The organism is Streptomyces sp. YJ-C3 (assembly GCF_053891275.1).
The window spans coordinates 761,709-788,188 of the sequence record NZ_CM132685.1 but is presented as its reverse complement, the minus strand read 5'-3'; the positions used below and the strand labels follow the sequence as shown (position 1 = coordinate 788,188).

Here is a 26,480-nt window from a genome sequence, read left to right as displayed (position 1 = left end):
GGCCGGCGGGACGCGGGTGCCGTCAGACGGCGCGTGCCCCGGCCCGCCAGACCTCCCGCACCAGCGGGACGCCCGGCCGGTAGGCCAGATGCACATGGCTCGGCGCGTCCAGGAACGCCAGGTCCGCGCGGGCGCCCGGCGCGAGGTGGCCGACGTCCGTGCGGCGGAGCGCCCGCGCGCCGCCCGCGGTCGCCGACCACAGCGCCTCGTCCGGGGTCATGCCCATGTCCCGTACGGCCAGGGCGATGCAGAAGGGGACCGAGGACGTGAAGGACGAGCCCGGGTTGCAGTCCGTGGACAGCGCGACCGTGGCGCCCGCGTCCAGCAGGCGGCGGGCGTTCGGCCACTGGGCCCGCGTGGAGAACTCGGCGCCGGGCAGCAGTGTGGCCACCGTGTCGCTGTTCGCGAGGGCGTCGACGTCGGCGTCCGTGAGGTGCGTGCAGTGGTCGGCGCTCGCCGCGTCCAGTTCCACGGCGAGCTGGACGCCCGGGCCGTAGGAGAGCTGGTTCGCGTGGATGCGCGGGTGCAGGCCCTTCGCCCGGCCCGCCGTGAGGATCGCGCGGGCCTGGTCACCGTCGAAGGCGCCCTTCTCGCAGAACACGTCGATCCAGCGGGCGTGCGGGGCGCAGGCGTCCAGCATCTCGCCGGTCACCAGCTCCACGTACGCGGCCGGGTCGTCGGCGAAGTCGGGCGACACGATGTGGGCGCCGAGGTAGGTGACCTCGTCGGTGTGGGCCGCCGCGATGCGCAGCGCGCGTTCCTCGTCGGCGGTGGTCAGGCCGTAGCCGGACTTCGTCTCGAAGGTGGTCGTGCCCTGGCGGAGCGCTTCCGCGAGGTAGCGGGTGAGGTTCGCCTCCAGGGCCTCGTCCGTGGCCGCCCGGGTCGCCGCCACCGTGGTGCGGATGCCGCCGGCCTGGTAACTCCGGCCCGACATGCGGGCGTTGAACTCCTTCGTGCGGTCGCCCGCGAAGACCAGGTGGGAGTGGGAGTCGACGAAGCCGGGGACGACGGCGCGGCCCCCGGCGTCGTGCCGGGTGTCGGTGGCCGGGGTCTTCGCCGCCGGGCCCGCCCAGGCGATCCTGTCGCCCTCGATGACCAGGGCGGCGTTCTCGATCAGGCCCAGGGGGCCGTCGCCGAGGTCCGGGTTGTTGGTGACCAGGGTGCCGATGTCGGTGATGGCCGTGGTGGTCGTCATGGTTCCTCTTCCTGAGGTCACGGGGCTGCGCCCCGGACCCCGCTCCTCAAGCGCCGGAGGGGCTTGGACTAGTGCAGCGCCGCAAGGGCCGAGGTCAAGGCTCCTGCCACGTCACCGACCAGCACATGCTCCCCGTCGCGGACGATCCTGCGGCCGCCCGCGATCACGTCCGTCACGTCCGCCCCGCTCGCCGCGAACACCGCCGTCTCCGCGCCGAGGCGGGGCAGCGCGCCCGCCGTGCGGACCGAGTCCAGGGTGATCGTGACCAGGTCCGCCACCGCGCCCGTCTCCAGGGTGCCCGCGTCGGACCAGCCCAGCGCCGCGTGGCCGTCGGCCGTGGCCGCGCGGAGCAGGGCCGCCGCGGTCCAGTGGCCGCGGGTGCGGGAGCGCAGGCGTTCGTTCAGCTCCATCGCCCGCGCCTCCTCGAACAGGTCGATGACGGCGTGGCTGTCGGAGCCGAGGGAGAGCGCGGAGCCCGCCTTCTGGAGGGCCACCGCCGGGCCGATGCCGTCGGCCAGGTCGCGTTCCGTCGTCGGGCACATGCAGGTGCCGGTGCCCGAGCGGCCGATCAGCGCGATGTCGGCGTCGGTGAGGTGGGTGTTGTGGACGCCCGTCGTGCGCGCGCTCAACACGCCGTGCTCAGCGAGGAGTTGGGTGGGGGTGCAGCCGTGGGCGGCCTGGCACGCGTCGTTCTCCGCGGTCTGCTCGGAGAGGTGGACGTGGAGGGGCGCCCGGCGGTCCGCCGCCCACTGCGCGACCGTCCCGAGCTGGTCGGCCGGGACCGCGCGCACCGAGTGGACCGCCGCGCCGATCCGGGCGTGCGGGCGTTCCTTGAGCAGGGACGCGCGCTCGGCCCACGCCTGGGCCGTGCCGTCGGAGAAGCGCCGCTGGTGGCGGTCCGGCTCCGTGCCGAAGCCCGCGGAGAGGTACGCCGTGTCGAGCAGCGTGATGCGGATGCCCGCCTCGTCCGCCGCCGCGATCAGCGCCTCGCCCATCGCGTTGGGGTCCGCGTACGGGGTGCCGCCGGGCTGGTGGTGCAGGTAGTGGAACTCGCCGACCGCCGTGATGCCGGTCAGCGCCATCTCCGCGTACACCGCCCGCGCGAGCGCGTGGTACGTGTCGGGGGTGAGCCGGTCCGCGACCCCGTACATGACCTCGCGCCAGGTCCAGAACGTGCCCGAGCCGACCTGCACCGTCGAGCGCAGCGCCCGGTGGAAGGCGTGGCTGTGGGCGTTGGCCAGGCCGGGGACGGTGAGGCCGCGCAGCACGGTCGCGCCGGGCGGCGGGGTCTCGGTCCCCGTGCGGACGGCCGCGATCCGGCCGTCCGCCGTGACGTCCACGGCCACGCCGGGCTCGACGTTCGGGTCGAGCCAGGCGTGCTCCAGCCAGTACGTCGTCTGCTGCGTCGTCACGTGCAGGCCAGTCCTTCCAGTACGTCGGCGAGTGCCGCCACCCCGGCCAGGCAGTCGTCCTCGGCCGCGGACTCGGCCGGGGAGTGCGAGACGCCCGTGGGGTTGCGTACGAACAGCATGGCGGTGGGGACGGACGAGGCGAGGATCCCCGCGTCGTGTCCCGCCCCCGTCCCCAGCACGGGGACCGTCAGGCCGGCCGACGCGCCCTTCGTGCCGAGGATCCGGGCCAGTTCGTCGCGCAGCGCGTGGTCGAAGTCGACGACCGGTGTGAACGACTCCCTGGTCAGCGATACGTCGATGCCGTGCGCGTCGGCGTATGCGCGGGCCGCCTTCTCGATGGCCGTGACGGTCCGGTCGAGGGCGTCCTGGTCGGCGGCGCGCGAGTCGAGCCAGCCGCGGACCAGGGACGGGATGGCGTTGACGCCGTTCGGCTCGACCGCGATCTTGCCGAACGTGGCGACCGCGCCCGCCAGTTGTGCCTCGCGGCGGGCCGCCAGGACCGTCTCCGCGTACGGCAGCATCGGGTCCCTGCGGTCGACGAGCCGGGTCGTGCCCGCGTGGTTGGCCTCGCCGCGGAAGTCGAAGCGCCAGCGGCCGTGCGGCCAGATGGCGCTGGCGATGCCGACCGCGTCGCCGGACAGGTCCAGGGCGCGGCCCTGTTCGACGTGCAGCTCGACGAACGCGCCGATGCGGGCCAGGCGTTCGGGGTCCGGGCCGATCGTCTCCGGGTCGTACCCGGCGCTCTCCATGGCCTGCGGCAGCGTGATGCCGTCGGCGTCGGTGAGCCGGTGGGCCTGCTCGCGGGTGAGGTGGCCGCCGCTGAGGCGGGAGCCGACGCAGGCCAGGCCGAAGCGGGCGCCCTCCTCGTCGCCGAAGTTGGTGATCGCGAACGGCTTGGTGAACTCCGCTCCCCTGTGGCGGAGTTCGTCCAGGGCGGCGAACGAGGAGACGACGCCGAGCGGGCCGTCGAAGGCGCCGCCGTCCGGGACGGAGTCCAGGTGGGAGCCCGTGACGACGGCGTCCCCGGCTTCCGGGTCGCCGAGCCAGGCCCACTGGTTGCCGTTGCGGTCCAGCTCGTAGGTCAGGCCGCGGGACGTGGCCTGCGCCTCGAACCATGCGCGGCAGTCGGTGTCGGCGCCGGTCCAGGCGTAGCGGCGGTAGCCGCCGCTGTCCTGGTTCCGGCCGATGGGACGCAGCTCGCGCCACATCTCCAGGAAGGCGCTCACGCGTCGTCGCCCTCACGCATGGGGACACGGACGCCGCGCTCCGCCGCGACCTGCGCCGCGTGCTCGTAGCCCGCGTCGACGTGGCGGATGACGCCCATCGCCGGGTCGTTGGTGAGGACGCGCTCGATCTTCTGCGCGGCGAGGTCGGTGCCGTCGGCGACGCAGACCTGGCCCGCGTGGATGGAGCGGCCCATGCCGACGCCGCCGCCGTGGTGCAGGGAGACCCAGGAAGCGCCGGAGGCAGTGTTGACCAGGGCGTTCAGGAGCGGCCAGTCGGCGATCGCGTCGGACCCGTCCTTCATGGCCTCGGTCTCGCGGTACGGGGAGGCGACCGAGCCGGAGTCGAGGTGGTCGCGGCCGATGGCGACCGGGGCGGAGAGTTCGCCGGAGGCCACCATCTCGTTGAACTTGAGGCCCGCCAGGTGGCGTTCGCCGTAGCCGAGCCAGCAGATGCGTGCCGGGAGGCCCTCGAAGGAGATGCGCTCGGCGGCCATGTCGAGCCAGCGGTGCAGGTGCTTGTTCTCCGGGAACAGCTCCTTGATCGCGGCGTCCGTCTTGCGGATGTCCTCCGGGTCGCCGGACAGGGCGGCCCAGCGGAACGGGCCGAGGCCCTCCTCGAACAGCGGGCGGATGTGCGCGGGCACGAAGCCGGGGAAGTCGAAGGCGCGCTCGCAGCCGGCCTTGCGGGCCTCGTCGCGGATCGAGTTGCCGTAGTCGAAGACCTCGGCGCCGGCGTCCAGGAAGCCGACCATGGCCTCGACGTGCAGGCGCATCGACTGACGGGCCTTGTCGGTGAAGCCGGCCGGGTCCGCCTCGCGCTCCTTGTCCCAGTCCTCGACCGAGATGCCGACGGGCAGGTAGGCGAGGGGGTCGTGGGCGGAGGTCTGGTCGGTGACGATGTCGATCGGGGCGCCGCGGCGCAGCAGCTCGGGGAAGACCTCGGCGGCGTTGCCGACGACGCCGATGGACAGGCCGCGGCGCTCGTCGCGGGCCTGGACCGCCAGCTCCAGGGCGTGGTCGAGGCTGTCGGCCTTGACGTCCAGGTAGCGGGTGCCGATGCGGCGGTCGATGCGGGTCTCGTCGACGTCGACGCAGATCGCGACGCCCTCGTTCATCGTGACCGCGAGCGGCTGGGCGCCGCCCATGCCGCCGACACCGGCGGTGAGGGTGATCGTCCCCGCGAGGGTGCCGTCGAACTTCTTGCGGGCGACGGCGCCGAAGGTCTCGTAGGTGCCCTGGACGATGCCCTGCGAGCCGATGTAGATCCATGAACCGGCCGTCATCTGGCCGTACATGGTGAGGCCCTCGGCCTCCAGCTTGCGGAACTCCTCCCAGTTGGCCCAGTCCCCGACCAGGTTGGAGTTGGCGAGCAGCACGCGCGGCGCCCACTCACTGGTGCGCAGCACGCCGACCGGCTTGCCGGACTGGACGAGGAGCGTCTCGTCGGACTTCAGCGTCTTGAGCGTGCGCACGATCGCGTCGTACGCCTCCCAGGACCGGGCCGCCTTGCCGGTGCCCCCGTAGACGACCAGCTTGTCGGGGTGCTCGGCGACCTCCGCGTCGAGGTTGTTCATGAGCATCCGCAGGGCGCCCTCCTGCTGCCACCCCAGGGTGTTGAGCTCGGTGCCGCGCGGGGCTCGTACGGCGCGGGGTCCTGACATCGGCGGCCTCCTGGAGTGCTCCATGTTGATGCGGTTATTCACATCCTGACTTCCTGAATAGGGCTAGTCAATACATTCCCCTGACAGCGGTCCGAGTGGTTGTCTGGACCACATGGCTCCCACGGACGCTTCCCCGGACCGTTCCGCCCGCCGCGACCAGGCCGTACGCGCCGCCGTCGACCAGGCACTCGTCGGCCCGGCCCGGCCCGTCGCCGGACTCCTCGACGTCACCGGCATCCGCGCCTCGGCCGCCGCGCTGCACGCCGCCTTCGACGCGGTCGTCGCACCCGGCACGGAGGTGCTGCACTCCTTCGCCGTGAAGGCGACGCCGCTCGTGCCGGTCCTGCGGCTGCTGCACGACGCGGGCATCGGGGCCGAGGTCGCGAGCCCGGGCGAGCTGGCCCTGGCCCGCGCGGCCGGGGTGCCGCCGGCCCGCACCGTCCTGGACTCCCCCGCCAAGACCGCCGCCGAACTGCGCGAGGCCCTGGCCCTCGGCATCGCCGTGAACGCCGACAACCCGCAGGAGCTGGCCCGCCTGGACGCCCTCGTCGCCTCCGCGCCCACCCGCTCCCCCGTGGGCCTGCGCGTGAACCCGCAGATCGGGGCGGGCTCGATCGGCGCCCTGTCGACCGCCACCGCCACCTCCAAGTTCGGGGTGGCGCTGCGCGACGAGGGCGCACGCGAGTGGGTCGTGCGGGCCTTCCTGGACCGGCCGTGGCTGACCCGCCTGCACACGCACTCCGGATCGCAGGGCGTACCGCTGGAGCTGATGGCCGAGGGGGTGCGCACCACGTACGAACTCGCCGAGGAGATCAACCGGTCGGCGGGCCGGCGGCAGATCGACACGCTCGACATCGGCGGCGGTCTGCCGGTGAACTTCGCCTCCGACGAGGAGAGCCCGGGCCATGCCGCGTACGCGCAGCTGCTCGCCGAGACCGTCCCGGGCCTCTTCGACGGGCGCTACGGCCTGGTCACCGAGTTCGGCCGGTCACTGCTCGCCAAGCACGGCCTGATCCTGGCGCGCGTCGAGTACACCAAGCGCAGCGGCGGGCGCCCGATCGCCGTGACGCACGCGGGAGTCCAGGTCGCGACCCGGACCGTGTACGCGCCCGCGTCCTGGCCGCTGCGGATCGCCGCGTACGACGCGCAGGGCCGGCCCAGGACCGGCCCGGCCGTCGCGCAGGACGTGGCGGGCCCCGCCTGCTTCGCCGGGGACCTGCTCGCCGAGAACCGCCCGCTGCCGCCGCTGGAGGCCGGCGACCACGTGGCCGCGCTCGACACCGGCGCGTACAACTTCGCCCAGCACTACTCCTACAACTCGCTGACCCGGCCCGGGGTGTACGGATTCACCGCGGACCCGGTCGACGGCGTGCGGTTCGCGACCGTACGGGCCCCGCAGACGGTGGCGGAGATCGTGACGGAGGCGGGCGGCGACCGGCGGGGCGCCCTGCTCGACCTCTGAGACCACACGGCCTCTGGGACTCCTCGGCCTCCCGGGCCCCTCGGCCTCCGGGAGCGCCCGCGCGCAGAGGTCTGAGCGCACGGGAGTGAAGCGTGAGGCAGGGTTCCGCGCGCCGGGCGCGCGGAGGCGTGCGCCGGGCGCACAGGACCCCTCTTTCCAGCTGAGTTGGCGGATTTTATCCCCCCTTCGAATGTTCCACCGGAAAATGCCAGAACGCTCACCAGGTCGCCGTACCGTGCGTAGCGTCTCCGTCACACCAGCACCAAGGGTGCACGAGAACGGCGACCAAGTGGGGAGTTTCAGGCGTGCCCGGAATCGACGAGTGCCTGCTTGAGGTCATGCGGCTGCCGGGTGCCCGCGGCGCCTCCGTCGTCGACTGGACCAGCGGTCTGGCCCTGGGCACCATCGGCGACTCGCCCAACGGGGACCACGAGGCCACCGCCGCCGAGGCCGCCGAACTCGCCCGGCTGGCCGCCGAGCACCGCGCGTTCTCCCCGGCCGAGGGCAGCGACTGGACCGAGGCCGACAAGGAACCGCCCGTCGAGGACGTCATCGTCACCAACCGCGACGGCTACCACCTGCTCCGCTTCGTCCGGACCAGCTTCGACAGCAGCGTCTTCCTCCACCTGTGGCTCGACCGGGACGAGGGCAACCTCGCGTACGCCCGGCTCCATCTCACCGGCCTGGCCGACCGGTTGGTCCTCGGATGAGCAGCGCCACCGCGGGCGTCTCGCCGATGCTCGGCCGGCTCGCGGACGAACGGGCCACCGGGGCGCTGATCCGCGAACACGGCACCCTCTATCTGGCGGACGGGCGGATCGTGCACGCGGAGTCGCCCGCGACCCCCGGCATGGACGTGCTGCTCACGGCGGGCGGCGCGGTGCACGCCGACCGCTGGTGGGAGGCCGTGGACCGGGCGGGGGCCGGGCAGCGCGTCGGCCGCTACCTCGTCGAACAGGGCCGGCTGTCGGACGGCGCGCTCGAACTGTGCCATCTGGCCGCGGTGTTCGACGCCGCGTACTTCACGCTCGCGCCGAGCAGCGGACCCACCCGGTTCCGCTACGGGGTCTCGCACTGGTTCGGCGCGGTGCGTCCGGTGCCGGTGGCGGCGGTCGAGCGCGAGACGCTGCGCCGCCGCGACCTGCTCCAGCGGATCTGGCCCGAGCCGGACACCGACACGGCCCCGCTGACCCGGGCCACGGGCCGCGAACAGCCGGTGCCGCCGCGGCGGCGCCGGGTCCTGGACCTGGTCGACGGGGCGCGCACCGCGTCGCAGATCGCGCTCGCCCTGGGCAGGCCCGCTTTCCACACCCTGGTCGATCTGCGCCGCCTCGCCGCGGGCGGCCTGGTGACCACCGCTCCCCCGGAGCCCGCCATCACGACCCCGGTGCCCGCGTGGATGTCGCACGCCGCCGTCGAGGATCCCGACGTGGCGCTGCTGCGCCGGCTGCGCGCCGCACTGGAGGCCCTGTGAAGCGCCTGCGCCGCGCCGGACGCGCCGGCTCCGTACCTCCTGTCACTCCCGCAACTCCCGGAAGGAGACCGCCGATGGCCGACGAGGCCGAAGTCCTCGGCGAACTACACAGGTTGAGAGTCCGGGTCCCCCAGGTCACCGGGGCCCTCGCGGCCAGCGTCGACGGACTCGTGCTCGCCCAGGACACCCCCGGCATCGAGCCGGAGGGCATGGCCGCGCTGACCGCCGCCGCGCTCGGCGTGGCCCAGCGCCTCTCGGACGCCACCGGGCAGGGCGGTTTCCGGGAACTCCTGGTGCGCGGTACGGACGGCTATGTCGCCACGTACGCCGCCGGGGGCAGCGCGGTCCTCACCCTGCTCGCCGAGGACCGGGTCAACGTCGGGCGGCTGCATCTGGAGGGCCGCCGCTCCGGGACCCGGATCGGCGAGCTGGTCGACGCGGCCGCCGCGGAGCCGGTCGCCCGCGGCCGCGGGCGCTCCCGCGCCCGCACCGCGCCCTCGCCGCCCGTTGCCTCCACCGAGAGCGGACTGCCGGTCCGCACCCCCAGATCCGAGCTCTCCGAGCCCAAATTGCAACCTCGAACTGCCCGCTGAGGCAGCACAGGAAAGGACCCAGCATCATGGCCAACACCGAGACCGCTCTCAAGGACGCCGTCGCCTCCATCGAGGGCGCCAGCGCCGCGGCACTGGTCGACTACAACAGCGGCATGGCCCTCGGCACCATCGGCGGCTCCAAGAGCTTCGACCTGGAGGTCGCCGCCGCGGGCAACACCGACGTCATCCGCGCCAAGCTGCGCACCATGGAACACCTCGGGCTGAAGGACGAGATCGAGGACATCCTCATCACACTCGGCACCCAGTACCACCTGATCCGCCTCCTGAAGGGGCGCAGCGGCAACGGGCTGTTCCTGTACCTGGTGCTCGATTCAGCGCGCGCCAACCTGGCGATGGCCCGCCATCAGCTGAAGTCGATCGAGAACGAACTCGAAGTCTGAACAAGGGAGTTCACCGCGAGATCAGCGACGTCGCGCCCCGCCGGGCGCGGCGTCGCCCGCTGCCGTGCCGGTGGACCGGTACCCCTTGACCTGCTTGCCCACGGGCGCGCCCGCGCGTGACCCGAGCCAGTCGACGCGCAGCCACAGCAGCGCCTCGTCCTGCCGTTCGCGCCGTCCCAGCCAGGCCGCCTTCAGCCACAGTCCGGCGCCCGCCCCGGCCAGGGCCATCCCGCCGGCCGCGGGCACCGCGAAGGAGCTCCCGACCGCCGCCAGGAACGCCAGCGCCAGCCACCACCGGTGGCCGCGCCGCCAGTTCCGTACGGTGATCCGCCGGTCCTGGAGCACGTCGAACTTCCCGGCGCGGGTCGCCCCGCGGGTGAGCCGGGCGTACCGCTGCCTGCGGCCGTACGCGACCGCCGCCGCGACCACCAGGAACAGCACGGCCCCGCCGAGCACGCCGATCCGCCGCCCGGTGAGGCCGCCGGGCAGCACCCCGATCCCCGCCGCGACGACCCCGAGCCACCCCATCGGCGCGGCTCCGGCCCGCACCACGACAGCCGTCCTGACCAGCCCCTGTGCTCCGCGCGTCACCGTGTCGCCCTCCTCCGGCGTCCGTCCGTCCGGGGCCGGAGATTAGCGACGGTTTCTGAGGGTTGCGTGAGAGCACCCTGAAGCGTCCGTCAGCGCGGTGTCGCCGCCCAGCTGCCCAGCATCCGCAGCCGTTCCTCCGTCACCGAGCCGGGCTCGGGCGTGTACACCACCAGGGCCTGATCGGGCTCTCCCGTGACCCTCAACGTCTCGTAGGGCAGGGTGAGTTCACCGGCGACGGGATGCAGCAGGCGCTTGGCGCCCGAGGTCTTCTCCTTCACCTGGTGGTCCGCCCACAGGCGCCGGAAGTCCGCGCTCGCCAGCGAGAGTTCACCGACGAGCGCCGCCAGCCGGGGGTCTTGGGGGTGCGCGCCCGCGTCGAGGCGCAGGAACGCGACGGTCTCGGCGGCGACCGCCGGCCACTGCGGGTACAGGTCGCGGGCGGCCGGGTCGAGGAAGACCTGGCGCGGCATGTTGCGGTCCTTCGGGGGCATCGCCGAGAAGCCGAGCAGGGCGTCGGCGAGCGCGTTCCAGGCCAGTACGTCCATGCGGCGGCCGAGCACGAACGCCGGGCCCTTCTCGATCGTGTCGAGCAGCAGCCGCAGGCCCGGCCGCACCTGCTGGGCCGCCGGGCGGGCCGCCGCCCGGCGGTGGGTCTCGGCGGGGCGGGCGACCGCGCTCAGATACGTCCGCTCGGTGTCGTCGAGGCGCAGGACGCGCGCGACGGCGTCGAGCACGGCGTCCGACACCGAGGTGCCCCGCCCCTGTTCCAGGCGGATGTAGTAGTCGACGCTGACCCCGGCGAGCTGGGCGACCTCCTCGCGGCGCAGGCCCGGTACCCGGCGGCGGCCGTGTCCCGGCAGGCCGACCTCCTCGGGCCGGATGCGGGCGCGCCGTGAGCGCAGGAAGTCGCCTATGCCGTCGGCCGGTTCGCTCATGGCTCCGATCCTAGGCACCGGACACGCTTGCGTCCTGGTACTGCCGGACCCAGGAAAAGCTCTGCCCTGGGTGGGCCGCGCGGCCCGCCGCAGGCTGGTGCCCACCGAACGGCGCACCGCATCCCGAGGAGTTCCCATGACGTACGACGCCCTCATCGGCCGCACCGCCCTCGTCACCGGCGCGGCCAGCGGCATGGGCGAGGCCGCCGCCCGGCTGCTCGCCGCCCACGGGGCCCGCGTCGCCCTGCTCGCCCGGCGCGCCGACCGGCTCACCGCGCTGGCCGCGAAGATCGGGGCGGACGGCGGGCAGGCCCTGGCACTGCCCGCGGACATCACGGACCAGGCCTCGGTCGACGCCGCCACCGAGCACGTGCACGCCGCGTACGGGCGGGTCGACCTCGTCGTGAACGCGGCGGGCGTGATGCTGCCGAACCCCGTCGCCGACGGCCGCGCCGACGAGTGGCAGCGCATGCTCGACACAAACGTCGCCGGGGCGCTGCGCGTCATCCGCGCCCTCACCCCCGACCTGATCGCGACGGCCGCGGCGGGCGGCACGGCGGACCTGGTGAACATCTCGTCCATCGGCGCGCACGTCCCGTTCCCGAACTACGCGGTGTACGGGGCGACGAAGGCCGCCCTCACCTATCTCTCCCAGTCGCTGCGCACCGAGCTGGGTCCGCTCGATGTGCGGGTCACGAACATCGAGCCGGGCCTGACGGAGTCGGAGCTGGCCTCCCACGTCGACAACGCGGAGCTCTCGGGCCAGCTGGACGGCATGTTCGAGGCGCTGACCGGGCTGTCGTCCGACGACATCGCGGACCTGATCGCCTACACGACGAGCCGCCCCCGCCACGTGAACCTGCGTCAGGCAATCGTCCTGCCGACCCGGCAGGCGTGACTCACTCCTCCCACTCGGAGTCCTGCCCCGCGCGCCGCCGCTTCCCGAACCGCGGCGACCAGTGCCCCGCGTGCAGGGCGTTCACGCCGACGATGCCGCCCCAGGCGATCAGCAGTCCGGGCAGGCCGGCGTTGACCACGGCGATCGCGGACAGCGGGATCGCGAGGACGAGGGTGACGACGGCGAAGCCGAAGCGCTCGCCCCAGCCGTCGCCGTCGCCGCGGCCGCCGCGGGCGTCGCGGGCGACGGACATCCGCTGTTCGGCCAGTTGCCTGCGCACCCGCCGGTCCACGACGGAGTCCAGGCGCTGCTCGACCTTGTCGAGGAACGAATCGACGAGCGCGGTCTCGTACTCCTCGCCGAGTTCCCTGCGGGCGTGCAGGGTGGCGTCGAGTTCCTTCTTGAGTTCGGCGTCACGTGCCTGTTCGCGGGCTTCCATACCAATTCACGGTACGGAGTGGGGGCGCCTGTGGCAGTGGGGCTAGCCCCCCTCTTGGTGCGGGGCCGGTCCCCCGGCTCCGGTGCCGGCTCACGACGGGGACGACACCAGGGGCTCGGCCGGCCGGTCGTCCAGGATCGTCCGCTCCGGTACGTGCGAGGTGTCGCGCCGGGCGAGCAGCCAGTACAGGACGGCCGGGACGGCGAGCCCCACGATCCAGGAGATGTCGGCGCCGCCGAGCGGGCCGACGAACGGGCCGGTGTAGAAGGCGGTCGCCAGGAAGGGGAGCTGGGCGAGGACCCCGACGCCGTAGACCACGAGGGCGTCGCCGCGCCAGGCGCCGTAGCGGCCGTTCGGGTCGGCGAGGGCCGGGATGTCGTAGCGCTCGCGGGAGATCAGGTAGTAGTCGACCAGGTTGATGGCGCTCCACGGCGTGAAGAACGTCAGCAGGAACAGCAGGAAGTCCTTGAAGGACGACAGGAAGCTGTCCTTGCCGGCCAGGGCGACGGCCGTGCCCGCGACCATGATGATCGCGATGTAGACGGCCCGGCCGCGCCGCGACAGGGCCCGCTGGCCGCGGAAGCCGCTGATGCCGGTGACCATCGACATGAAGCCGCCGTACGTGTTGAGCACGTTGATGGTCAGCTTGCCGAGCGCGATCACGAAGTAGAAGAACGATGCCACCAGGCCCGCGCCGCCGAGCGAGACGACGTAGCCGACCTGGTTGTCGAGGAACGCGCCGCCCGAGCTCGCGGCGACCAGCACGCCGAACGTCATCGCCCACTGCGAGCCGATCGCCGAGCCGGACAGGGTCCACCAGAACGTGGCCTTGGCGCTCGTGGTCCGCGGCAGATAGCGCGAGTAGTCGGCGACGTAAGGGCCGAACGCCAGCTGCCACGACGCCGACAGCGACATGGCCAGCAGGAACATGGGGAGCGAGAAGTGCGCGTCGGAGAGCAGGTCGCCGAGGTCGACGCGGCCGAGGAGGCGCACGCCCAGGTACACGAAGGCGAGCGCGCAGACGACGCTCGCGACCCGGCCGAGGACGTGGATGACGCGGTAGCCGACGGCCGCCATGACGGCCGTGACGAGGCCGAAGACGATGATGCCCGTGCTCTCGTCCGTGTGCGTCAACTCGGCGGTGGCCTGTCCGGCGAGGACGGTCCCGCTCGCGAAGAAGCCGACGTACATGAGGATCACGAGGAGCAGCGGCACGACGGCGCCCTTGACGCCGAACTGGGCCCGCGACTGGATCATCTGGGGCAGCCCCAGCTTGGGGCCCTGCGCCGAGTGGAGCGCCATGACGGCGCCGCCGAACAGGTTGCCGAGCACGAGCCCGGCCAGTGACCAGACCACGTCGCCGCCGAAGACGACGGCGAGGGCGCCGGTGACCACGGCGGTGATGTGGAGGTTGGCGCCGAGCCAGAGCGTGAACTGGTGGAAGGCGCGCCCGTGCCGCTCGCTGTCCGGGACGACGTCGATGGAGTGCTTCTCCACTACCGCTGCCATGGTGGTGCTCCTTGCCGCTGTTCCGCTACTTCTTCGCCAGACCGTGCTGACGCGCGTAGTCGTTCGCCACGTCCTCGGGGTCCTTCTTGTCCTTGTCGACGAGCCGGTTCAGCTCGGTCAGCTGCTCGGTGGTGAGGACGTTGCCGAGGCGGGCCAGCGCCTTGCGGACGGTCGAGTCGGCCTTGCGGTCCGCGATCAGCGGGACGACGTGCTGGCCGGGGACGAGGTTCTTGGGGTCGGTGAGGACGACCCAGTGGTTGGCGGCGATGTCGGTGTCGGTGGTGAACAGGTTCGCCACGTCGACGTCGCCCTTCTTCAGGGCGCCCTTGACCAGCGGCCCGGACGAGTCGAGGGACTTGAACTCCTTGAACTCGACGCCGTACACGTCCTTCAGGCCGACGGCGCCGACCTGCCGCTTCTTCACTTCCGGCGCCGCGCCGATGACGAGGTCGCCGTTGTGCTTCGCCAGATCGGCGAGCGACCTGAGGCCGTACTTCTCGGCGGTCTCGCGCGTGACCACGAAGGCGTCCGAGTCCTCGGCCATCCCGTAGGGCAGGATCTGCAGCCCGGCCGGGAGCGCCACGGCGAGGGCGTTCTGCATCTCGCCCTCCTCGGTGACGGTGGACTTGGTGTCGAGGTAGTGCAGCAGGGCGCCCTGGTACTCGGGCAGCAGGTCGATGTCGCCGCCCTTGAGGGCGGGGATGAGGATCTCGCGGGTGCCGAGGTTGGGCCGCACGGTCGTCTTCACCCCGGCCGCGTCCAGCACGGCCGCGTACAGGTAGCCGAGCACCTGGTTCTCGGTGAAGTTGGCGGTGCCGATCGTGACGCCGTTCTTGCTGGAGCCGCCGCCGGAGCCGCCGGAGCCCTGCCCGTCGAGCGAGGTGATGCCGCTGGAGCAGGCGGCGAGGGCGGGCACGGAGGCCGCGGCGAAGAGTCCGCCGATGACGGCACGTCGGTTGAGGTTGGTCATCTTGCTTGCTCCTAGGCGGACTTGAGCGCGGCGGGACGGTGACGGAAGAGGAGGCGCTGCAGGCCGGAGAGCGCCAGGTCGAGGACGACGGCGACGACCGCGACGAGGACGGCGCCGCCGAGCACCTGCACGAGATCCCGCTGGGCGAGCCCGTCGAAGACGTAGCGGCCGAGCCCGCCGAAGGAGACGTACGCGGCGATGGTGGCGGTCGCGACGACCTGGATCAGGGCGAGCCGGAGCCCCGTCATGATCAGCGGCAGGGCGAGCGGCAGCTCGACCTGGAACAGCACCTGGTGGGCCCGCATGCCCTGTCCCCGCGCGGCGTCCTTCACCTCGGGGTCGACGGCGGTCATGCCCGCGTACGTGTTGGTGACGATGGACGGCACGGCGAGCGCGACGAGGGCGATGTAGACGGGCCACATCGACAGTCCGCTGGCCAGGAAGACCAGCACGACGAGGCCGACGGTCGGCAGCGCGCGGCCGAACGAGGACAGGTTGATGGCGAGGAAGGCGCCGCGTCCGGTGTGCCCGATGAGCAGGCCGACGGGCAGCGCGATCGCGGCGGCGATGAGCGTGGCGAGCAGCGAGTACTGGAGGTGCTCGGCGAGCCGGTGCCCGATGCCGTCGCCGCCGGCCCACTGCTCGCCGCTGACCAGCCAGGAGCCCAGGTTCTTGAAGAGTTCGTACATGGCGGCTCAGGCCTTCCTGGTCCGGGTCCACGGCGTGAGCAGCCGCTGGACGGCGACGAGAGCCGCGTCCGCGACGAGCGCGAGCAGCAGCGTGAGGACGACGCCGACGATGACGGGGGTCGGGAAGTTGCGCTGGAAGCCGTCGGTGAAGAGCTGGCCGAGCCCGCCGTCGCCGATGTAGGTCGCCACGGACACCAGGGAGATGGCCATGACGGTCGCGATCCGCACCCCCGCCATGATCACGGGCAGCGCGAGCGGCAGCTCGACGGTGAGCAGGGTGCGCAGCGGCCGTGTGCCCATGGCCTTCGCGGCTTCCTTGGTCTTGTGCGGTACGGAGTCGAGGCCCTCGACGGTGTTCCGCAGCAGGACGACGAGGGTGTAGATCGTCAGGCCGATGACGGTGGTGGTGCGGGTGAGGCCGGAGACCGGCAGCAGCAGGACGAAGACGGCGATGGACGGGATGGTGAACAGGACGTTCGACAGCCCGAGGAGGAAGCCGCGCAGGGGCCGGACGCGGTGGGCGATCACGGCCAGCGGCAGGGATATGAGGAGCCCGAACAGGACGGCGCTGAGGGCGGCCTGGAGGTGGGAGGCGGTGAGGGTGGCGAGATCGGACCTGTGCTCACCGATCCATTCCCAGTCGATGGTCATGCGGCACCGCCGGTCTTCTCGAGCCCCTGCGGCGATCGGGGAGCGGGGTCCGGGGCGGCGCCCCGTGACGGCACGCCGGTCAGGGCCTGTGCATGAGCGACCCCGGCCCGGTCGTGGATGTCGTCCCGGGACGTGACCCCGGTGAGCACCCCCTCGGCGTCGACCCGGGCCACGAGTCCGACCGGCGACGCGACGGACTCGTTCAGCGCGGACAGCAGCGAATCCGTGTCGCGAAGGGCCCGCACCGGAGCCTCGCCGCCGCCGTCCCGCTCCCGCCAGTGCAGCGGCTTGCGGCCCGCGTCCAGCACCAGTTCCCAGGGGCCGCCGTCGGGCGCGGGCGCCTGCGGTACGTCGGCGAGCGCGGTCAGCGACAGCAGCTTCAGGCCCCGCTCGGCGCCCAGGAAGTCGGCCACGAAGTCGTCGGCGGGGCGGGCGAGCAGTTCGGCGGGCTCGGCGCACTGCACGAGGTGGCCGCCCTCGCGGAAGACGGCTATCCGGTCGCCGAGCCGCACCGCCTCGTCGATGTCGTGGGTGACGAAGACGATGGTCTTGTTCAACTCCGTCTGGAGGCGCAGGAGTTCGTCCTGGAGCTGGGCGCGCACGACCGGGTCGACGGCGCCGAACGGCTCGTCCATCAGCAGCACCGGCGGATCCGCGGCGAGCGCCCGGGCCACGCCGACGCGCTGCTGCTGGCCGCCGGAGAGCTGGTGCGGGTACCGCTTGCCCATCTCGGGGGCGAGGCCGACCCGTTCGAGGAGGTCACCGGCCGCGGCCCGGGCCTTCCTGCGGCCCCAGCCGAGCAGCAGCGGCACGGTGGCGACGTTGTCGAGGACGGTGCGGTGCGGGAACAGGCCGGCCTGCTGGATGACGTAGCCGATGGAGCGGCGCAGCTCGGCGGCGTCCTGCTCCAGGACGTCGCGGCCGCCGACCCGGATGGTGCCGGAGGTCGGGTCGACCATCCGGTTGATCATCCGGAGACTGGTCGTCTTGCCGCAGCCGGACGACCCGACGAAGACGGTCACGCCTCCCTCCGGCATGTCGAGCGAGAGATCGTGCACCGCAGTCGTGCCGTTCGGGAATCGCTTGTGGACCGCTTCGAACTGGATCATGGAGCGCCTCTGGAGTCCTCTTGCCCGGCCTGCATATCGTCATGCAGAGTTCTTGGTGCGTGAATAACTTGTCAATGCCCCCGCGTAAATCACCGGTAAATCCCCACGGGCTGCCCGAAGTGTGAGACGCGCTGCCCCGTTGCGGGCGAGAGAGAACGGTTCGAGGAGGAACAGCACGTGATGCCCCATTCGGTGAGCGCATCGAGCGCGATGCCCCCCGTCGTCGTGCTCGACGGCCACGGCCTCCCGGTCGCCGACGTGGTCCGCCTCGCCGACGCGAGCGCCCGCCCGGTCCCCGGCACCGACGCCATGAAGCGGGTCGAGGAGTCCTGGAACGCGGCCCGCGAGATCGCCGCGTGGGGCCGCGTCTACGGCCGTTCCACCGGCGTCGGCGCGAACCGCTCCGAGGACGTGCCCACCGAGGCCGCCGCCGACCACGGCCTGCGCCTGCTGCGCAGCCACGCGGGCGCGATCGGCGACGAGCTGCCCGAGCGGGAGGTCCGCGCGATGCTCGCGGTCCGCGCGAACCAGCTGCTCGCGGGCGGCGCCGGCCTGCGCCCCACCGTCGTGACGGCCCTGTGCGAGGCGCTGGGCAACGGCGCGCACCCGGCGGTCAACGAGCACGGCTCGGTCGGCACCGGCGACATCGCGCCGCTCGCCCAGATGGGACTGGCACTCGCGGGCGAACACCCGTGGCGCGGCAAGGGCACACCGCCGGCCGCCCAGCCGCTCGACAACAACGACGCGCTGGCCCTGATCTCCAGCAACGCCCTCACCCTCGGCCAGTCGGCACTGGCCCTGCACGAGCTGCGCTCACTGCTGGCCGCGACCCAACTGGTGGCCGCCCTCAGCCTGTTGGCCGTCGACGGCTCCTACGAGGCGTACGCGCTCCCCGTCCACGAGGCCCGCCACCACCACGGCTCCTACGACGTGGCGGCCCGGATGCGCGCGATCCTGGGCGCCCCCGACCGCCCCACCCCGCCGCTGGGCCGCATCCAGGACCCGTACGGATTCCGCTGCGTACCGCAGATCCACGGCCCGGCGCAGGACGCGGCGGACGCCCTGGAGGACGTCCTCACGGTCGAGATCAACGCGGCCGCCGAGAACCCGCTGATCTCCGCCGAGGACATGGCCGCGTACCACCACGGCGGCTTCTACATGGCACAACTCGCCCTGGCCCTGGACCACTTCAGGCTCTCCGTCACCCAGGTGGCCCGGCTCTCGACGTCCCGCCTGTCCACCCTCAACGAGCCGGCCTACACGCGCCTGCGCCCCTTCCTCGCGGACGGCGAGCCGGGCGCCTCGGGCGTGATGATCCTGGAGTACGCCGCCGGGGCCGCCCTCGGCGATCTCCGCGCCTTCTCGGCCCCCGCGTCCCTGGGCCACGCGGTCCTCTCCCGAGGCGTCGAGGAACAGGCCAGCTTCGCGTCCCTGGCCGCCCGCCAGAGCCTGCGCGCCTGCACCGCCTACCGCCAGGTCGTGGCCTGCGAACTGGTGGCGGCGGTCCGCGCCCTGCGGCTGCGCGACTTCCGCCCCGACCTGTCCGTCCCGGTGGGCCGGGCCTTCGCCACGGCCGACGCGGAACTGGAACCGGACCTGACGGACCGGCCGCTCACGCTCGACGTGGAGCGGGCGACCGGTCTGCTGGACCGGCTGGCGGACTGAGGCGCCGGCCTCCTCAGAGCTTGCCGAAGACCAGGCCCCGCCAGCCCCAGCCCGTCGTGAGCGCGGCGTCCCGCAGCGGCCTGCGCAGGTCCGACGCGTCGAAGCGGAAGTCCTCCGTGGCCTGCAGGCGTCCGTTGTCGCCGCGCTCGATGGTCCACTGCCGGGTCACGGTCCGGTCCGGGCCCCGCGAGTACTCCGTCGACAGCTGCGGGCGCGGCGGGTTGCCCACCCACTCGAACTCCCACTGCTCCTCGACCGCGCGCACCTCGTGGTTCTCGTGGTCGAGGCGCATCCGGATCCGGACGTTGTGCGTGGTCTGGGTGCGGGCGAAGAAGGTGTGCCAGGCCGGTTCCGCGATCCGCCACTCCGCCACCAGGTCCACCCCGTCCGTGCCGTCCCCGTTCCGCACGACGTACGGGACGTCGTCCGTGTTGAGGGCGAGCAGCGCCGCCCGCACGTCGTCGGCCGTGCCGGGCGCGACCCCGCTCTCGGGGCGCCTGGATCCGGTCAGCTTGTCGAAGAGTCCCATGCGTTCAACCTATGCCGTGTCGGTGTCCGGTCGGACCGTGCTCATGAACTCCTGGAAGTCGCCCACGACCGTGGGGAACTGCGACGCCGTGGCCGTCAGGACCAGCCGGGTCACCGCCCGCTTGGTCCCGTCGGCGACGTCCAGCAGGGCCAGGTACACCTGCGACTGCACCAGATCGCGGTCCACGCCTCCGGCCACGGTGGCGATCTCCAGCGTCTGGGCCAGACCGGGGGCCTCGGCCGAGCCGACCTCCTGCCGGTCCCTGACCTCGACCGAGGTCACGGCCTGGCGCAGGCGCTCCACGGACTCGTCGGCGATCTGCGCGAGCGTCGACCCGTCCGGCCGGTACTCGCCGTCGATGGTGATGTTCGCGGTGAACCCCGCGTCCGGGTAGGGGTGCAGCGCGACGAACGCCGCCCCCGGGGCCCCGGCCTTGTCCGGCGCCGCGGCATGCCAGCCGTCCGGCAGCTTGAACGTGATCGGCACGGGAAGGATCGTGGACATCTCAGGTGCTCCTTACTACGGCGACACGGCGGCCTGCGACGGCCCGCATCAGAACAGACCGCCGATCGCGTGCCCGAGAGAGCTCGCGCCATCCCCGATGGCGCCGACCAAGTCGCCCGCGGTGTCGGCGACCTTCCCCGGGTCGACCGTGAACTCGAAGCCCAGGCCGCCGCCGACGATCGGAGAGGCGCCGACCTTGGACGTGAACTTCCAGACGCCCTGCTCGTTCTTGCCGAAGTCCAGATTGGCCTCGGCGCCGGGCCCCACGTACCCCTCGGCGGTGACACCCGCGCCGATACCGCCGATGTCGGCGCCGCCGGTCACGCCGCCCTTCGCGCCGGCGAACGCCTCGCCACCGGCGTGGAAGCCGTCCTTGCCCACGTCGATCCCGGCGGTCGCCTCGGCGCCCGCCTTCGCCTCGGCTCGGCCGTAGACCCCGACGGGTCCGGCGTAGGCGCTGCCCTTGGACGACGCCTCACCGCCGACGAAGACACTGGCCTCGCCGTTGATCCCCTCGTTGGTGATGCCGCCGCTGATCCCGGCCTTGGCACCGGCGTACGCCTCCGCCTCACCGGCCAGCTTGAACGGCCCGTTGGTGAGCGAGCCCTCCGCGGTCGCCCGGCCCAGGTCGGCGTGGGCCTCTGCCTCGCCGAGCTTGCCCGAGCCGACATCGGGGCCGGTGGCCGACGCGTCCGCGCCCGGGCCGGTCGCCTCGGCCTCGCCGTCGGACACCCAGCCGCCGTCCTTCTTCTTCTCCTTCGGCTCCGGCTTCCCGGCCTTCGCCAGGTCACCGTCGGCATGCGCGTTGAACCCGCCGAACCCGATGCCGTCCCCGGACACGTCGCTCGTCGCACGGGACAGCGCCCGCTTCACGCTCTGGTCCGCGTCGTCGACGGCCTTGACCGCCTTGGCTATGTCGTCGGTGAAGCCCTGCGCCTTCTCCCGCGCGTCGGCCAGCAGCCGCGGATAGTCGGGGTCGTGGTGCAGGGCGAACTTGGCCTGCTCGTCGAGCTTGTCGAAGCCGACATAGGTCGCCTTGCCGTGGCTGTCGACCTTGTAGTCCTTCTTCTCCGCCTCGTCGACCAGATCCTTGACGGCCTTCTGCAGGCGGGTCAGCGTGGTGTGCGCGTCCGAGAGGAGCGAGGCGATCGCCAGCGCCTCCGCCTTGGCCGCCCCGTACTCGAAGGCCGTGGCCGAGGCGGTCTGCTGCTGGGTGCTGTAGGCGAGGCCCTGCCAGTTGCCGTTGCCCAGCACGCTCTGGACGTTCTTCTCGTAGTCGGTCTTCAGCTCGCCGAAACGGTTGCCCATCTTCTTCCACGCCTCGGACACGTCCGAGAACGGCGACAGGTCCGCGGTCATCACGTCGTCATAGGTCAGCGCCATGCCGGTGCCCGCCCCGTCACATTCCGTCGAAGCTGCTGGGCGGGCGGACCGCTCCGGCCTGCGACCCGACGCCGGCGTCCGTGCCCTGGAGCAGGTTCTTCGTGCCGTGCAGCCCGCTGAGCTCCATCTGCAGGCGCCCCATCAGCTTGCCCGCCGAGCCCTGCCAGGCGACCAGCGCATCGGAGATCCCCTGGTCGGAGGCCCAGTTGCCGAGCCCCTTGAGGCCCGTGTCCTGCTTGACGACCAGCGGGCTCGCCGGGGCGGTCGGGGCGACGAGCAGCGGCGGGCGCGCGCCACCGCCGTCGCCCATCCGGGACGCGGACCCGGTGTCCGGCATGAGGGTCTCTTCCAGGTACTTGGCCGCGCGCTTCTTGTCGCTCGCCGAGCTGGCGAGCGTCTGCTCGCCGCCACTGCCGGATCCCATGGGCAACCCCCGTTGCGTATCGATGTGTTCAGCAGGCACACGCCCCTCAGGCGTGCCACACAAACTCGCGATGCACACTAGCGGGCATGGCCGAAACCTGGCGCCCCGCCCTCGCCCTGAATAAACTCATGCATGCCAAGGGATCGTTGAATGGACCGACGGGGAGTCATGAGCGACACGGACAACGGCACGGGCGGGCACAGCCCCGCCGCCCGCCTCCAGCACCTCTTCGAGGGCCACCGCCTCACACCCACCCAGCGGCGCATCGCCCACTGCATGGTGCGGCGCGCGGCCGACGTGCCGTTCCTGTCGTCCGTGGAACTGGCCGAGCTGGCCGGGGTCAGCCAGCCCTCGGTGACCCGGTTCGCGGTCGCCCTCGGCTTCGACGGCTATCCGGCGCTGCGCAGGCACCTGCGCGAGGTGGCCCCCGCCGAACCGGCCGCCGCCGCCCAGGCCAACGAGTACCAGCAGGCCGTCGAGGCCGAGATCGCCAACCTGCGGCACCTGGCGGACCTGCTCGCCGACCCGTCCCCCGTCGAGCGGGCGGGCCGACTCCTCGCCGCCTCACGGCCGTTGCCGGTGCTGGGCCTGCGGGCCGCGGCCTCCCAGGCGTACGGCTTCTCCTACTTCGCGGCGAAGGTCCACCCCGACGTACGCCTCCTCGACGAGGGCGGCACGATGCTCGCCGACCGGATCGACGCCGCCGTCCGGGCCGGGGCCACGACCCTGCTCTGCTTCGCGCTGCCGCGCCATCCGCGCGAGGTCGTCGACGCCCTCGCCCACGCCAAGGAGGCCGGCCTGACCGTGGTCACGGTCGCCGACTCCGCGTTCGCACCGGTCGCCAGGCACTCCGACCTCCTGCTGCCCGCCGCGGTCGGCACCGGCCTCGCCTTCGACACGGCATGCGCGCCGATGCTGCTCGGACGGGTGCTCCTGGAGGCGATGTGCGACGGGCTCCCCCAGGCACAGGCGCGCCTGGAGGAGTTCGACGTACGGGCGGCGGAGCGCGGCCTGTTCGTGGAGTGAGAGCCGCCCGGAGCCCGTCCGGCGCGGAAAGAGATTTGCGCGGGGACCGCCGCACCCCCTGTGACGGGGGGCGGGACGACGGCGGTCCCCGCGAGGGACGCGGAACCGGGTCAGGGCCGGGTCGCCACGTCCAGGGCGTCCATGGAGGTCCGGGAGCCGCTCCGGAGGTTCCTTGACGCCGCTTGGTGCCGGGTGGGGCGGGGAGCCGCTCCCGCCCCTTCCGACATCCCCTAATCTGCCGGTCGCGTGTTAAGCCGGTGCTGCGCGCACGTGACGTGCTCGTACCGTTTTCGCGAACCTACTTGGCGACGCCCTTGGCCAGGAAGGACAGCAGGTCCTGCCGGCTGACCACGCCCGTCGGCTTGCCCTCGACCAGCACGATCGCGGCGTCGGCCGAACCGAGCACGGCCATCAGGTCCGCCACCGGCTCACCGGAACCGACCTGCGGCAGCGGCGCCGACATGTGCTTCTCCAGCGGGTCCCCCAGGGAGGCCCGCTGGGCGAACAGCGCGTCGAGCAGCTCCCGCTCCACGACCGAGCCGATGACCTCGGCGGCCATCACGTCCGGGTGACCGGCGCCCGGCTTGACGATCGGCATCTGCGAGACGCCGTACTCGCGCAGCACGTCGATGGCCTGACCGACCGTCTCCTCGGGGTGCATGTGCACGAGTTCGGGCAGCGCGCCGCCGTCCTTGTCCCGCAGGACGTCGCCGACGCGCGCGCTGGGCCCGGAGTCCTCCAGGAACCCGTAGTCAGCCATCCATTCGTCGTTGAAGATCTTGCTGAGGTACCCGCGCCCGCTGTCCGGCAGCAGCACGACCACGACGTCGTCCGGGCCGAGGCCCTCCGCGACCCGCAGGGCCGCCACGACCGCCATTCCGCAGGAGCCGCCGACGAGCAGGCCCTCCTCCTTGGCGAGGCGGCGCGTCATCTGGAACGAGTCCTTGTCGGACACGGCGACGATCTCGTCGGCGACCTCGCGGTCGTACGCGGTCGGCCAGAAGTCCTCGCCGACGCCCTCGACGAGGTACGGCCGCCCGGATCCGCCCGAGTACACCGAGCCCTCGGGGTCGGCGCCGACGACGCGGACCCGCCCGTCACTGGCGTCCTTCAGGTACCGGCCGGTGCCGGAGATGGTGCCGCCCGTGCCGACGCCGGCGACGAAGTGCGTGATCCGCCCCTCGGTCTGCTCCCACAGCTCGGGGCCGGTCGAGTGGTAGTGGGAGAGGGGGTTGTTCGGGTTGCTGTACTGGTCGGGCTTCCAGGCGTCCGGGGTCTCCCTGACGAGCCGGTCGGAGACGTTGTAGTACGAGTCCGGGTGCTCGGGGTCGACGGCGGTCGGGCAGACCACCACCTCGGCGCCGTACGCGCGCAGCACGTTGATCTTGTCCGTGGAGACCTTGTCGGGGCACACGAAGATGCACTTGTACCCCTTCTGCTGCGCCACGATGGCGAGCCCGACCCCGGTGTTTCCGCTGGTCGGCTCCACGATCGTGCCGCCGGGGCGGAGCTCGCCGCTCTTCTCGGCGGCCTCGATCATGCGCAGCGCGATGCGGTCCTTCACGGAACCGCCGGGATTGAAGTACTCGACCTTGGCCAGGACAGTCGCCCGAAGCCCTTCGGTCACCTTGTTGAGCCTCACCAGCGGGGTGTTGCCGACGAGACTGATCATCGAGTCGTGGATCTGCACGTTGTCTCCGGGTCTCCTACAGAGGGTTGCGGTCAGCGTATGCCGCGTACCGGCCCTTCATGTTCCGTTGCGATTGGCCGACGGTGATTACGGGGCAAGGACTTCTTGAAGCCGGTGAAGAGTCGCGTAGCAGAGGCAGGTGGCCGCGGAACATGTCGAGCAGGGCGAGGGTGGCACGGCGGATCGCCGCGGGGGCGGCGTACGGCGGCGGCGGGATCGGGCTGCTGGGCGCGGCCGCGGTCGGGGTGGTGCTGGCCGAGGTGCAGATCGCACGGCGCCAGGTGGGCAACCACGGCACCGAGCCGGTCCATGTCCCCTCGGCCGACGGCCTGTACGGGAGGGCGTACGCCGATGTGGGCGCCGAGCCGGTGCGGTTCGCCGTGCTGGGCGACTCCACGGCGGCGGGGCAGGGCGTGCACCGGGCCCGGCAGACCCCGGCGGCGCTGCTCGCGTCGGGGCTCGCGGCGGTCGCGGAGCGCGCGGTGCAGCTGCGCAACGTGGCGCTGCCCGGGGCCCAGTCGGACGATCTGGACCGTCAGGTGGCGCTGATCCTCGCGGATCCGGACTGGCAGCCGGACGTCTGCGTGATCATGATCGGCGCGAACGACGTGACGCACCGGATCCCCGCGACGAAGTCCGTGCGTCATCTGTCGGCGGCGGTACGGCGGTTGCGCACGGCCGGTGCGGAGGTCGTGGTCGGCACCTGTCCGGATCTCGGTTCGGTGGAGCCGGTGCAGCAGCCGCTGCGCTGGCTGGCCCGGCGTGCGTCGCGGCAGCTCGCGGCGGCGCAGACCATCGGCACGGTGGAGCAGGGCGGGCGGACGGTGTCGCTGGGCGATCTGCTGGGTCCCGAGTTCTCGGCGAACCCGCGCGAGCTGTTCGGCCCGGACAACTACCACCCGTCGGCGGAGGGGTACCAGACAGCGGCGATGGCGCTGCTGCCGACCCTGTGCGCGGCGCTCGGCGTCTGGCCGGACGAGGAGCACCCGGACGTCTCCCGCGCGGAGGGTTTCCTGCCGGTCGCCCGTGCGGCGGCGAAGGCGGTCGAGGAGGGCGGCACGGAGGTGACGGCGGCGATGCCGACGGGCCCGCGCGGTCCGTGGGCCCTGTTGAAGCGCAGGCGGCGGCGCCGCACGCCCACCCAGGACCCGGCGCCGGCCGGGTTCAGCTCCTCCGGCGCGCCGGGGGCCTCCTAGGGAGCCTTGCGGCGTCGGCGGGCCGCCACCGCCTGGGGGTCGACCTCGGGGCGGGACCACTGCTCGGCCAGGGCCAGGCTGGTGGCGCGGCCGCTGGTGACGTGGGCCATGGCCAGTTCGCCGGCCCGCTCGCCCGCGCCGGAGGCGATCGCCTCGTAGAGCTCCTCGTGCTCGGCGCACTGCTGGGCCGGGTCGCGCTGGGCGGTGAGGCGGAACAGCCAGTGCGTGCGCGCTTCGAGGGGGCGCATCATGTTGCTGAGCAGGGGGTTGGCGGCGAGTTCCACGATGTCCGTGTGGAATCCCGCGTTGGCGGCGGCGATGCCCTTGCGGTCACCCGTACGGGTGGCGGCCCGTGCCTGCCGCAGGCGCCGCTCCAGGCGGCTGAGTCCCGCGGTGTCGCCGCGCTCCGCGGCCAGTCGTGCCGCGAGGGCCTCCAGTGACTCCCGTACGTCGAAGAGGTCGCGGACGTCGGAGGGGGTGAAGGGGGCGACGAGCGCGCCCCGGTGCGGCACGAGGAGCACGAGTCCCTCGGCGGCGAGCAGGCGCAGGGCCTCGCGCAGGGGGATGCGTGAGACGTCGAGGTCGGCGGCGAGGTCGCGTTCCACCAGGCGCTCGCCCGGCTGGAGTTCGACCTCGACGATGCGCCGCCGCAGCGTTTCGTACGCACGGTCCCGCAGGGAGCCGCGCTCCGTACGGGGCACTCCGACTGCTGTCACCACGGTCCCTCCCGACCTGCCGGTTCGCGTCCACAGTAGGCGGCCCGCGGGGGTGTGCCGCCACTGCTAACCGCCCCGTGACACCACGGCAACACGGCGACCCGAAACTGAGCCGCGCAACGGTATACCACT

General features: G+C 72.8%; 27 protein-coding genes. 9 read left to right on the top strand and 18 right to left on the bottom strand.

Annotated elements, in window-relative coordinates; translation table 11 throughout:
* Nucleotides 1–22 precede the first annotated feature (22 nt).
* The 4 genes from hutI to hutU form a co-directional block, all read right to left on the bottom strand.
* Complete coding sequence (hutI, locus tag ACVHNB_RS03525; RefSeq protein ID WP_428952890.1) at nt 23–1,195, bottom strand: imidazolonepropionase; 1,173 nt, start codon at nt 1,193–1,195, stop codon at nt 23–25.
* A 68-nt stretch (nt 1,196–1,263) separates the two neighbouring features.
* Complete coding sequence (locus ACVHNB_RS03520; RefSeq protein WP_456227392.1) at nt 1,264–2,607, bottom strand: formimidoylglutamate deiminase; 1,344 nt, start codon at nt 2,605–2,607, stop codon at nt 1,264–1,266.
* Nucleotides 2,604–3,815, bottom strand: a complete 1,212-nt coding sequence (locus ACVHNB_RS03515) for an allantoate amidohydrolase (RefSeq protein ID WP_428957582.1) — start codon at nt 3,813–3,815, stop codon at nt 2,604–2,606. Before ACVHNB_RS03515 ends, ACVHNB_RS03520 begins: the two co-directional genes overlap by 4 nt.
* A gap of 14 nt (nt 3,816–3,829) precedes the next feature.
* Nucleotides 3,830–5,494 (bottom strand): urocanate hydratase, encoded by a 1,665-nt coding sequence (hutU, locus tag ACVHNB_RS03510; protein ID WP_428952892.1) that lies wholly within the window; start codon nt 5,492–5,494, stop codon nt 3,830–3,832.
* 112 nt (nt 5,495–5,606) lie between these two features.
* Between hutU and ACVHNB_RS03505 the strand changes: the two genes are divergently transcribed.
* From ACVHNB_RS03505 to ACVHNB_RS03485, 5 genes are all read left to right on the top strand, one after another.
* A complete protein-coding gene (locus ACVHNB_RS03505) occupies nt 5,607–6,956 on the top strand; it encodes a diaminopimelate decarboxylase (RefSeq protein WP_456227391.1) in 1,350 nt (449 codons plus the stop codon).
* 305 nt (nt 6,957–7,261) lie between these two features.
* Nucleotides 7,262–7,666 (top strand): hypothetical protein, encoded by a 405-nt coding sequence (locus ACVHNB_RS03500; RefSeq protein ID WP_428952894.1) that lies wholly within the window; start codon nt 7,262–7,264, stop codon nt 7,664–7,666.
* A complete protein-coding gene (locus ACVHNB_RS03495) occupies nt 7,663–8,430 on the top strand; it encodes a DUF4388 domain-containing protein (protein WP_428952895.1) in 768 nt (255 codons plus the stop codon). The genes ACVHNB_RS03500 and ACVHNB_RS03495 overlap by 4 nt, the downstream gene beginning before the upstream one ends.
* A gap of 74 nt (nt 8,431–8,504) precedes the next feature.
* Nucleotides 8,505–9,023 (top strand): roadblock/LC7 domain-containing protein, encoded by a 519-nt coding sequence (locus ACVHNB_RS03490; protein ID WP_428952896.1) that lies wholly within the window; start codon nt 8,505–8,507, stop codon nt 9,021–9,023.
* Nucleotides 9,024–9,049: 26 nt separating this feature from the next.
* On the top strand, nt 9,050–9,424 hold the full coding sequence (locus ACVHNB_RS03485; protein WP_456227390.1) for a hypothetical protein: 375 nt from the start codon (nt 9,050–9,052) through the stop codon (nt 9,422–9,424).
* A gap of 21 nt (nt 9,425–9,445) precedes the next feature.
* Here ACVHNB_RS03485 and ACVHNB_RS03480 read toward each other — a convergent pair whose 3' ends face one another.
* Nucleotides 9,446–10,015, bottom strand: coding sequence for a hypothetical protein (locus tag ACVHNB_RS03480; RefSeq protein WP_456227389.1), 570 nt, complete (start codon nt 10,013–10,015; stop codon nt 9,446–9,448).
* An 89-nt stretch (nt 10,016–10,104) separates the two neighbouring features.
* Nucleotides 10,105–10,950 carry a helix-turn-helix transcriptional regulator gene (locus ACVHNB_RS03475; RefSeq protein ID WP_428952899.1) on the bottom strand — a complete coding sequence of 282 codons (846 nt, stop codon included), beginning with the start codon at nt 10,948–10,950 and terminating at the stop codon, nt 10,105–10,107.
* A 136-nt stretch (nt 10,951–11,086) separates the two neighbouring features.
* Between ACVHNB_RS03475 and ACVHNB_RS03470 the strand changes: the two genes are divergently transcribed.
* The gene (locus ACVHNB_RS03470; RefSeq protein WP_456227388.1) at nt 11,087–11,848 is read left to right on the top strand and encodes an SDR family oxidoreductase; all 762 of its coding nucleotides are present in this window, start codon (nt 11,087–11,089) and stop codon (nt 11,846–11,848) included.
* A gap of 1 nt (nt 11,849) precedes the next feature.
* Here the strand turns inward: ACVHNB_RS03470 and ACVHNB_RS03465 are convergent, their stop codons facing one another.
* The 6 genes from ACVHNB_RS03465 to ACVHNB_RS03440 all read right to left on the bottom strand — a co-directional run bounded on the left by ACVHNB_RS03465 (nt 11,850) and on the right by ACVHNB_RS03440 (nt 17,215).
* Complete coding sequence (locus tag ACVHNB_RS03465) at nt 11,850–12,287, bottom strand: hypothetical protein (protein ID WP_428952901.1); 438 nt, start codon at nt 12,285–12,287, stop codon at nt 11,850–11,852.
* Between the two features lie 90 nt (nt 12,288–12,377).
* Entirely contained in the window at nt 12,378–13,796 is a 1,419-nt protein-coding gene (locus tag ACVHNB_RS03460) for a purine-cytosine permease family protein (RefSeq protein WP_428952902.1), read from the bottom strand.
* Nucleotides 13,797–13,821: 25 nt separating this feature from the next.
* Nucleotides 13,822–14,766: an ABC transporter substrate-binding protein gene (locus ACVHNB_RS03455; RefSeq protein ID WP_428952903.1), complete on the bottom strand. Its 945-nt coding sequence runs from the start codon at nt 14,764–14,766 to the stop codon at nt 13,822–13,824.
* A gap of 11 nt (nt 14,767–14,777) precedes the next feature.
* The gene (locus tag ACVHNB_RS03450) at nt 14,778–15,455 is read right to left on the bottom strand and encodes an ABC transporter permease (protein ID WP_428952904.1); all 678 of its coding nucleotides are present in this window, start codon (nt 15,453–15,455) and stop codon (nt 14,778–14,780) included.
* Nucleotides 15,456–15,461: 6 nt separating this feature from the next.
* On the bottom strand, nt 15,462–16,106 hold the full coding sequence (locus ACVHNB_RS03445) for an ABC transporter permease (protein WP_428952905.1): 645 nt from the start codon (nt 16,104–16,106) through the stop codon (nt 15,462–15,464).
* Entirely contained in the window at nt 16,103–17,215 is a 1,113-nt protein-coding gene (locus tag ACVHNB_RS03440; protein ID WP_456227387.1) for an ABC transporter ATP-binding protein, read from the bottom strand. Before ACVHNB_RS03440 ends, ACVHNB_RS03445 begins: the two co-directional genes overlap by 4 nt.
* Nucleotides 17,216–17,395: 180 nt before the next feature.
* Here ACVHNB_RS03440 and ACVHNB_RS03435 point away from each other — a divergent pair, with 180 nt between their 5' ends.
* Nucleotides 17,396–18,880, top strand: coding sequence for an aromatic amino acid ammonia-lyase (locus ACVHNB_RS03435; RefSeq protein ID WP_428952907.1), 1,485 nt, complete (start codon nt 17,396–17,398; stop codon nt 18,878–18,880).
* Nucleotides 18,881–18,893: 13 nt separating this feature from the next.
* Here the strand turns inward: ACVHNB_RS03435 and ACVHNB_RS03430 are convergent, their stop codons facing one another.
* The 4 genes from ACVHNB_RS03430 to ACVHNB_RS03415 are packed head-to-tail and all read right to left on the bottom strand — an operon-like array spanning nt 18,894 to nt 21,720.
* On the bottom strand, nt 18,894–19,409 hold the full coding sequence (locus ACVHNB_RS03430; RefSeq protein ID WP_428952908.1) for a hypothetical protein: 516 nt from the start codon (nt 19,407–19,409) through the stop codon (nt 18,894–18,896).
* Nucleotides 19,410–19,418: 9 nt separating this feature from the next.
* On the bottom strand, nt 19,419–19,913 hold the full coding sequence (locus ACVHNB_RS03425; protein WP_428952909.1) for a hypothetical protein: 495 nt from the start codon (nt 19,911–19,913) through the stop codon (nt 19,419–19,421).
* A 48-nt stretch (nt 19,914–19,961) separates the two neighbouring features.
* Nucleotides 19,962–21,296 (bottom strand): hypothetical protein, encoded by a 1,335-nt coding sequence (locus tag ACVHNB_RS03420; protein WP_428952910.1) that lies wholly within the window; start codon nt 21,294–21,296, stop codon nt 19,962–19,964.
* Nucleotides 21,297–21,312: 16 nt separating this feature from the next.
* Nucleotides 21,313–21,720 (bottom strand): hypothetical protein, encoded by a 408-nt coding sequence (locus ACVHNB_RS03415; RefSeq protein ID WP_456227386.1) that lies wholly within the window; start codon nt 21,718–21,720, stop codon nt 21,313–21,315.
* 168 nt (nt 21,721–21,888) lie between these two features.
* Here ACVHNB_RS03415 and ACVHNB_RS03410 point away from each other — a divergent pair, with 168 nt between their 5' ends.
* Complete coding sequence (locus ACVHNB_RS03410) at nt 21,889–22,746, top strand: MurR/RpiR family transcriptional regulator (protein ID WP_456227385.1); 858 nt, start codon at nt 21,889–21,891, stop codon at nt 22,744–22,746.
* 298 nt (nt 22,747–23,044) lie between these two features.
* Here the strand turns inward: ACVHNB_RS03410 and ACVHNB_RS03405 are convergent, their stop codons facing one another.
* Complete coding sequence (locus ACVHNB_RS03405) at nt 23,045–24,436, bottom strand: cystathionine beta-synthase (protein ID WP_456227384.1); 1,392 nt, start codon at nt 24,434–24,436, stop codon at nt 23,045–23,047.
* Nucleotides 24,437–24,588: 152 nt separating this feature from the next.
* Here ACVHNB_RS03405 and ACVHNB_RS03400 point away from each other — a divergent pair, with 152 nt between their 5' ends.
* The gene (locus ACVHNB_RS03400; RefSeq protein ID WP_456227383.1) at nt 24,589–25,632 is read left to right on the top strand and encodes an SGNH/GDSL hydrolase family protein; all 1,044 of its coding nucleotides are present in this window, start codon (nt 24,589–24,591) and stop codon (nt 25,630–25,632) included.
* Here the strand turns inward: ACVHNB_RS03400 and ACVHNB_RS03395 are convergent.
* Nucleotides 25,629–26,351, bottom strand: coding sequence for a GntR family transcriptional regulator (locus ACVHNB_RS03395; protein ID WP_428952915.1), 723 nt, complete (start codon nt 26,349–26,351; stop codon nt 25,629–25,631). The genes ACVHNB_RS03400 and ACVHNB_RS03395 overlap by 4 nt on opposite strands.
* Nucleotides 26,352–26,480 lie beyond the last annotated feature (129 nt).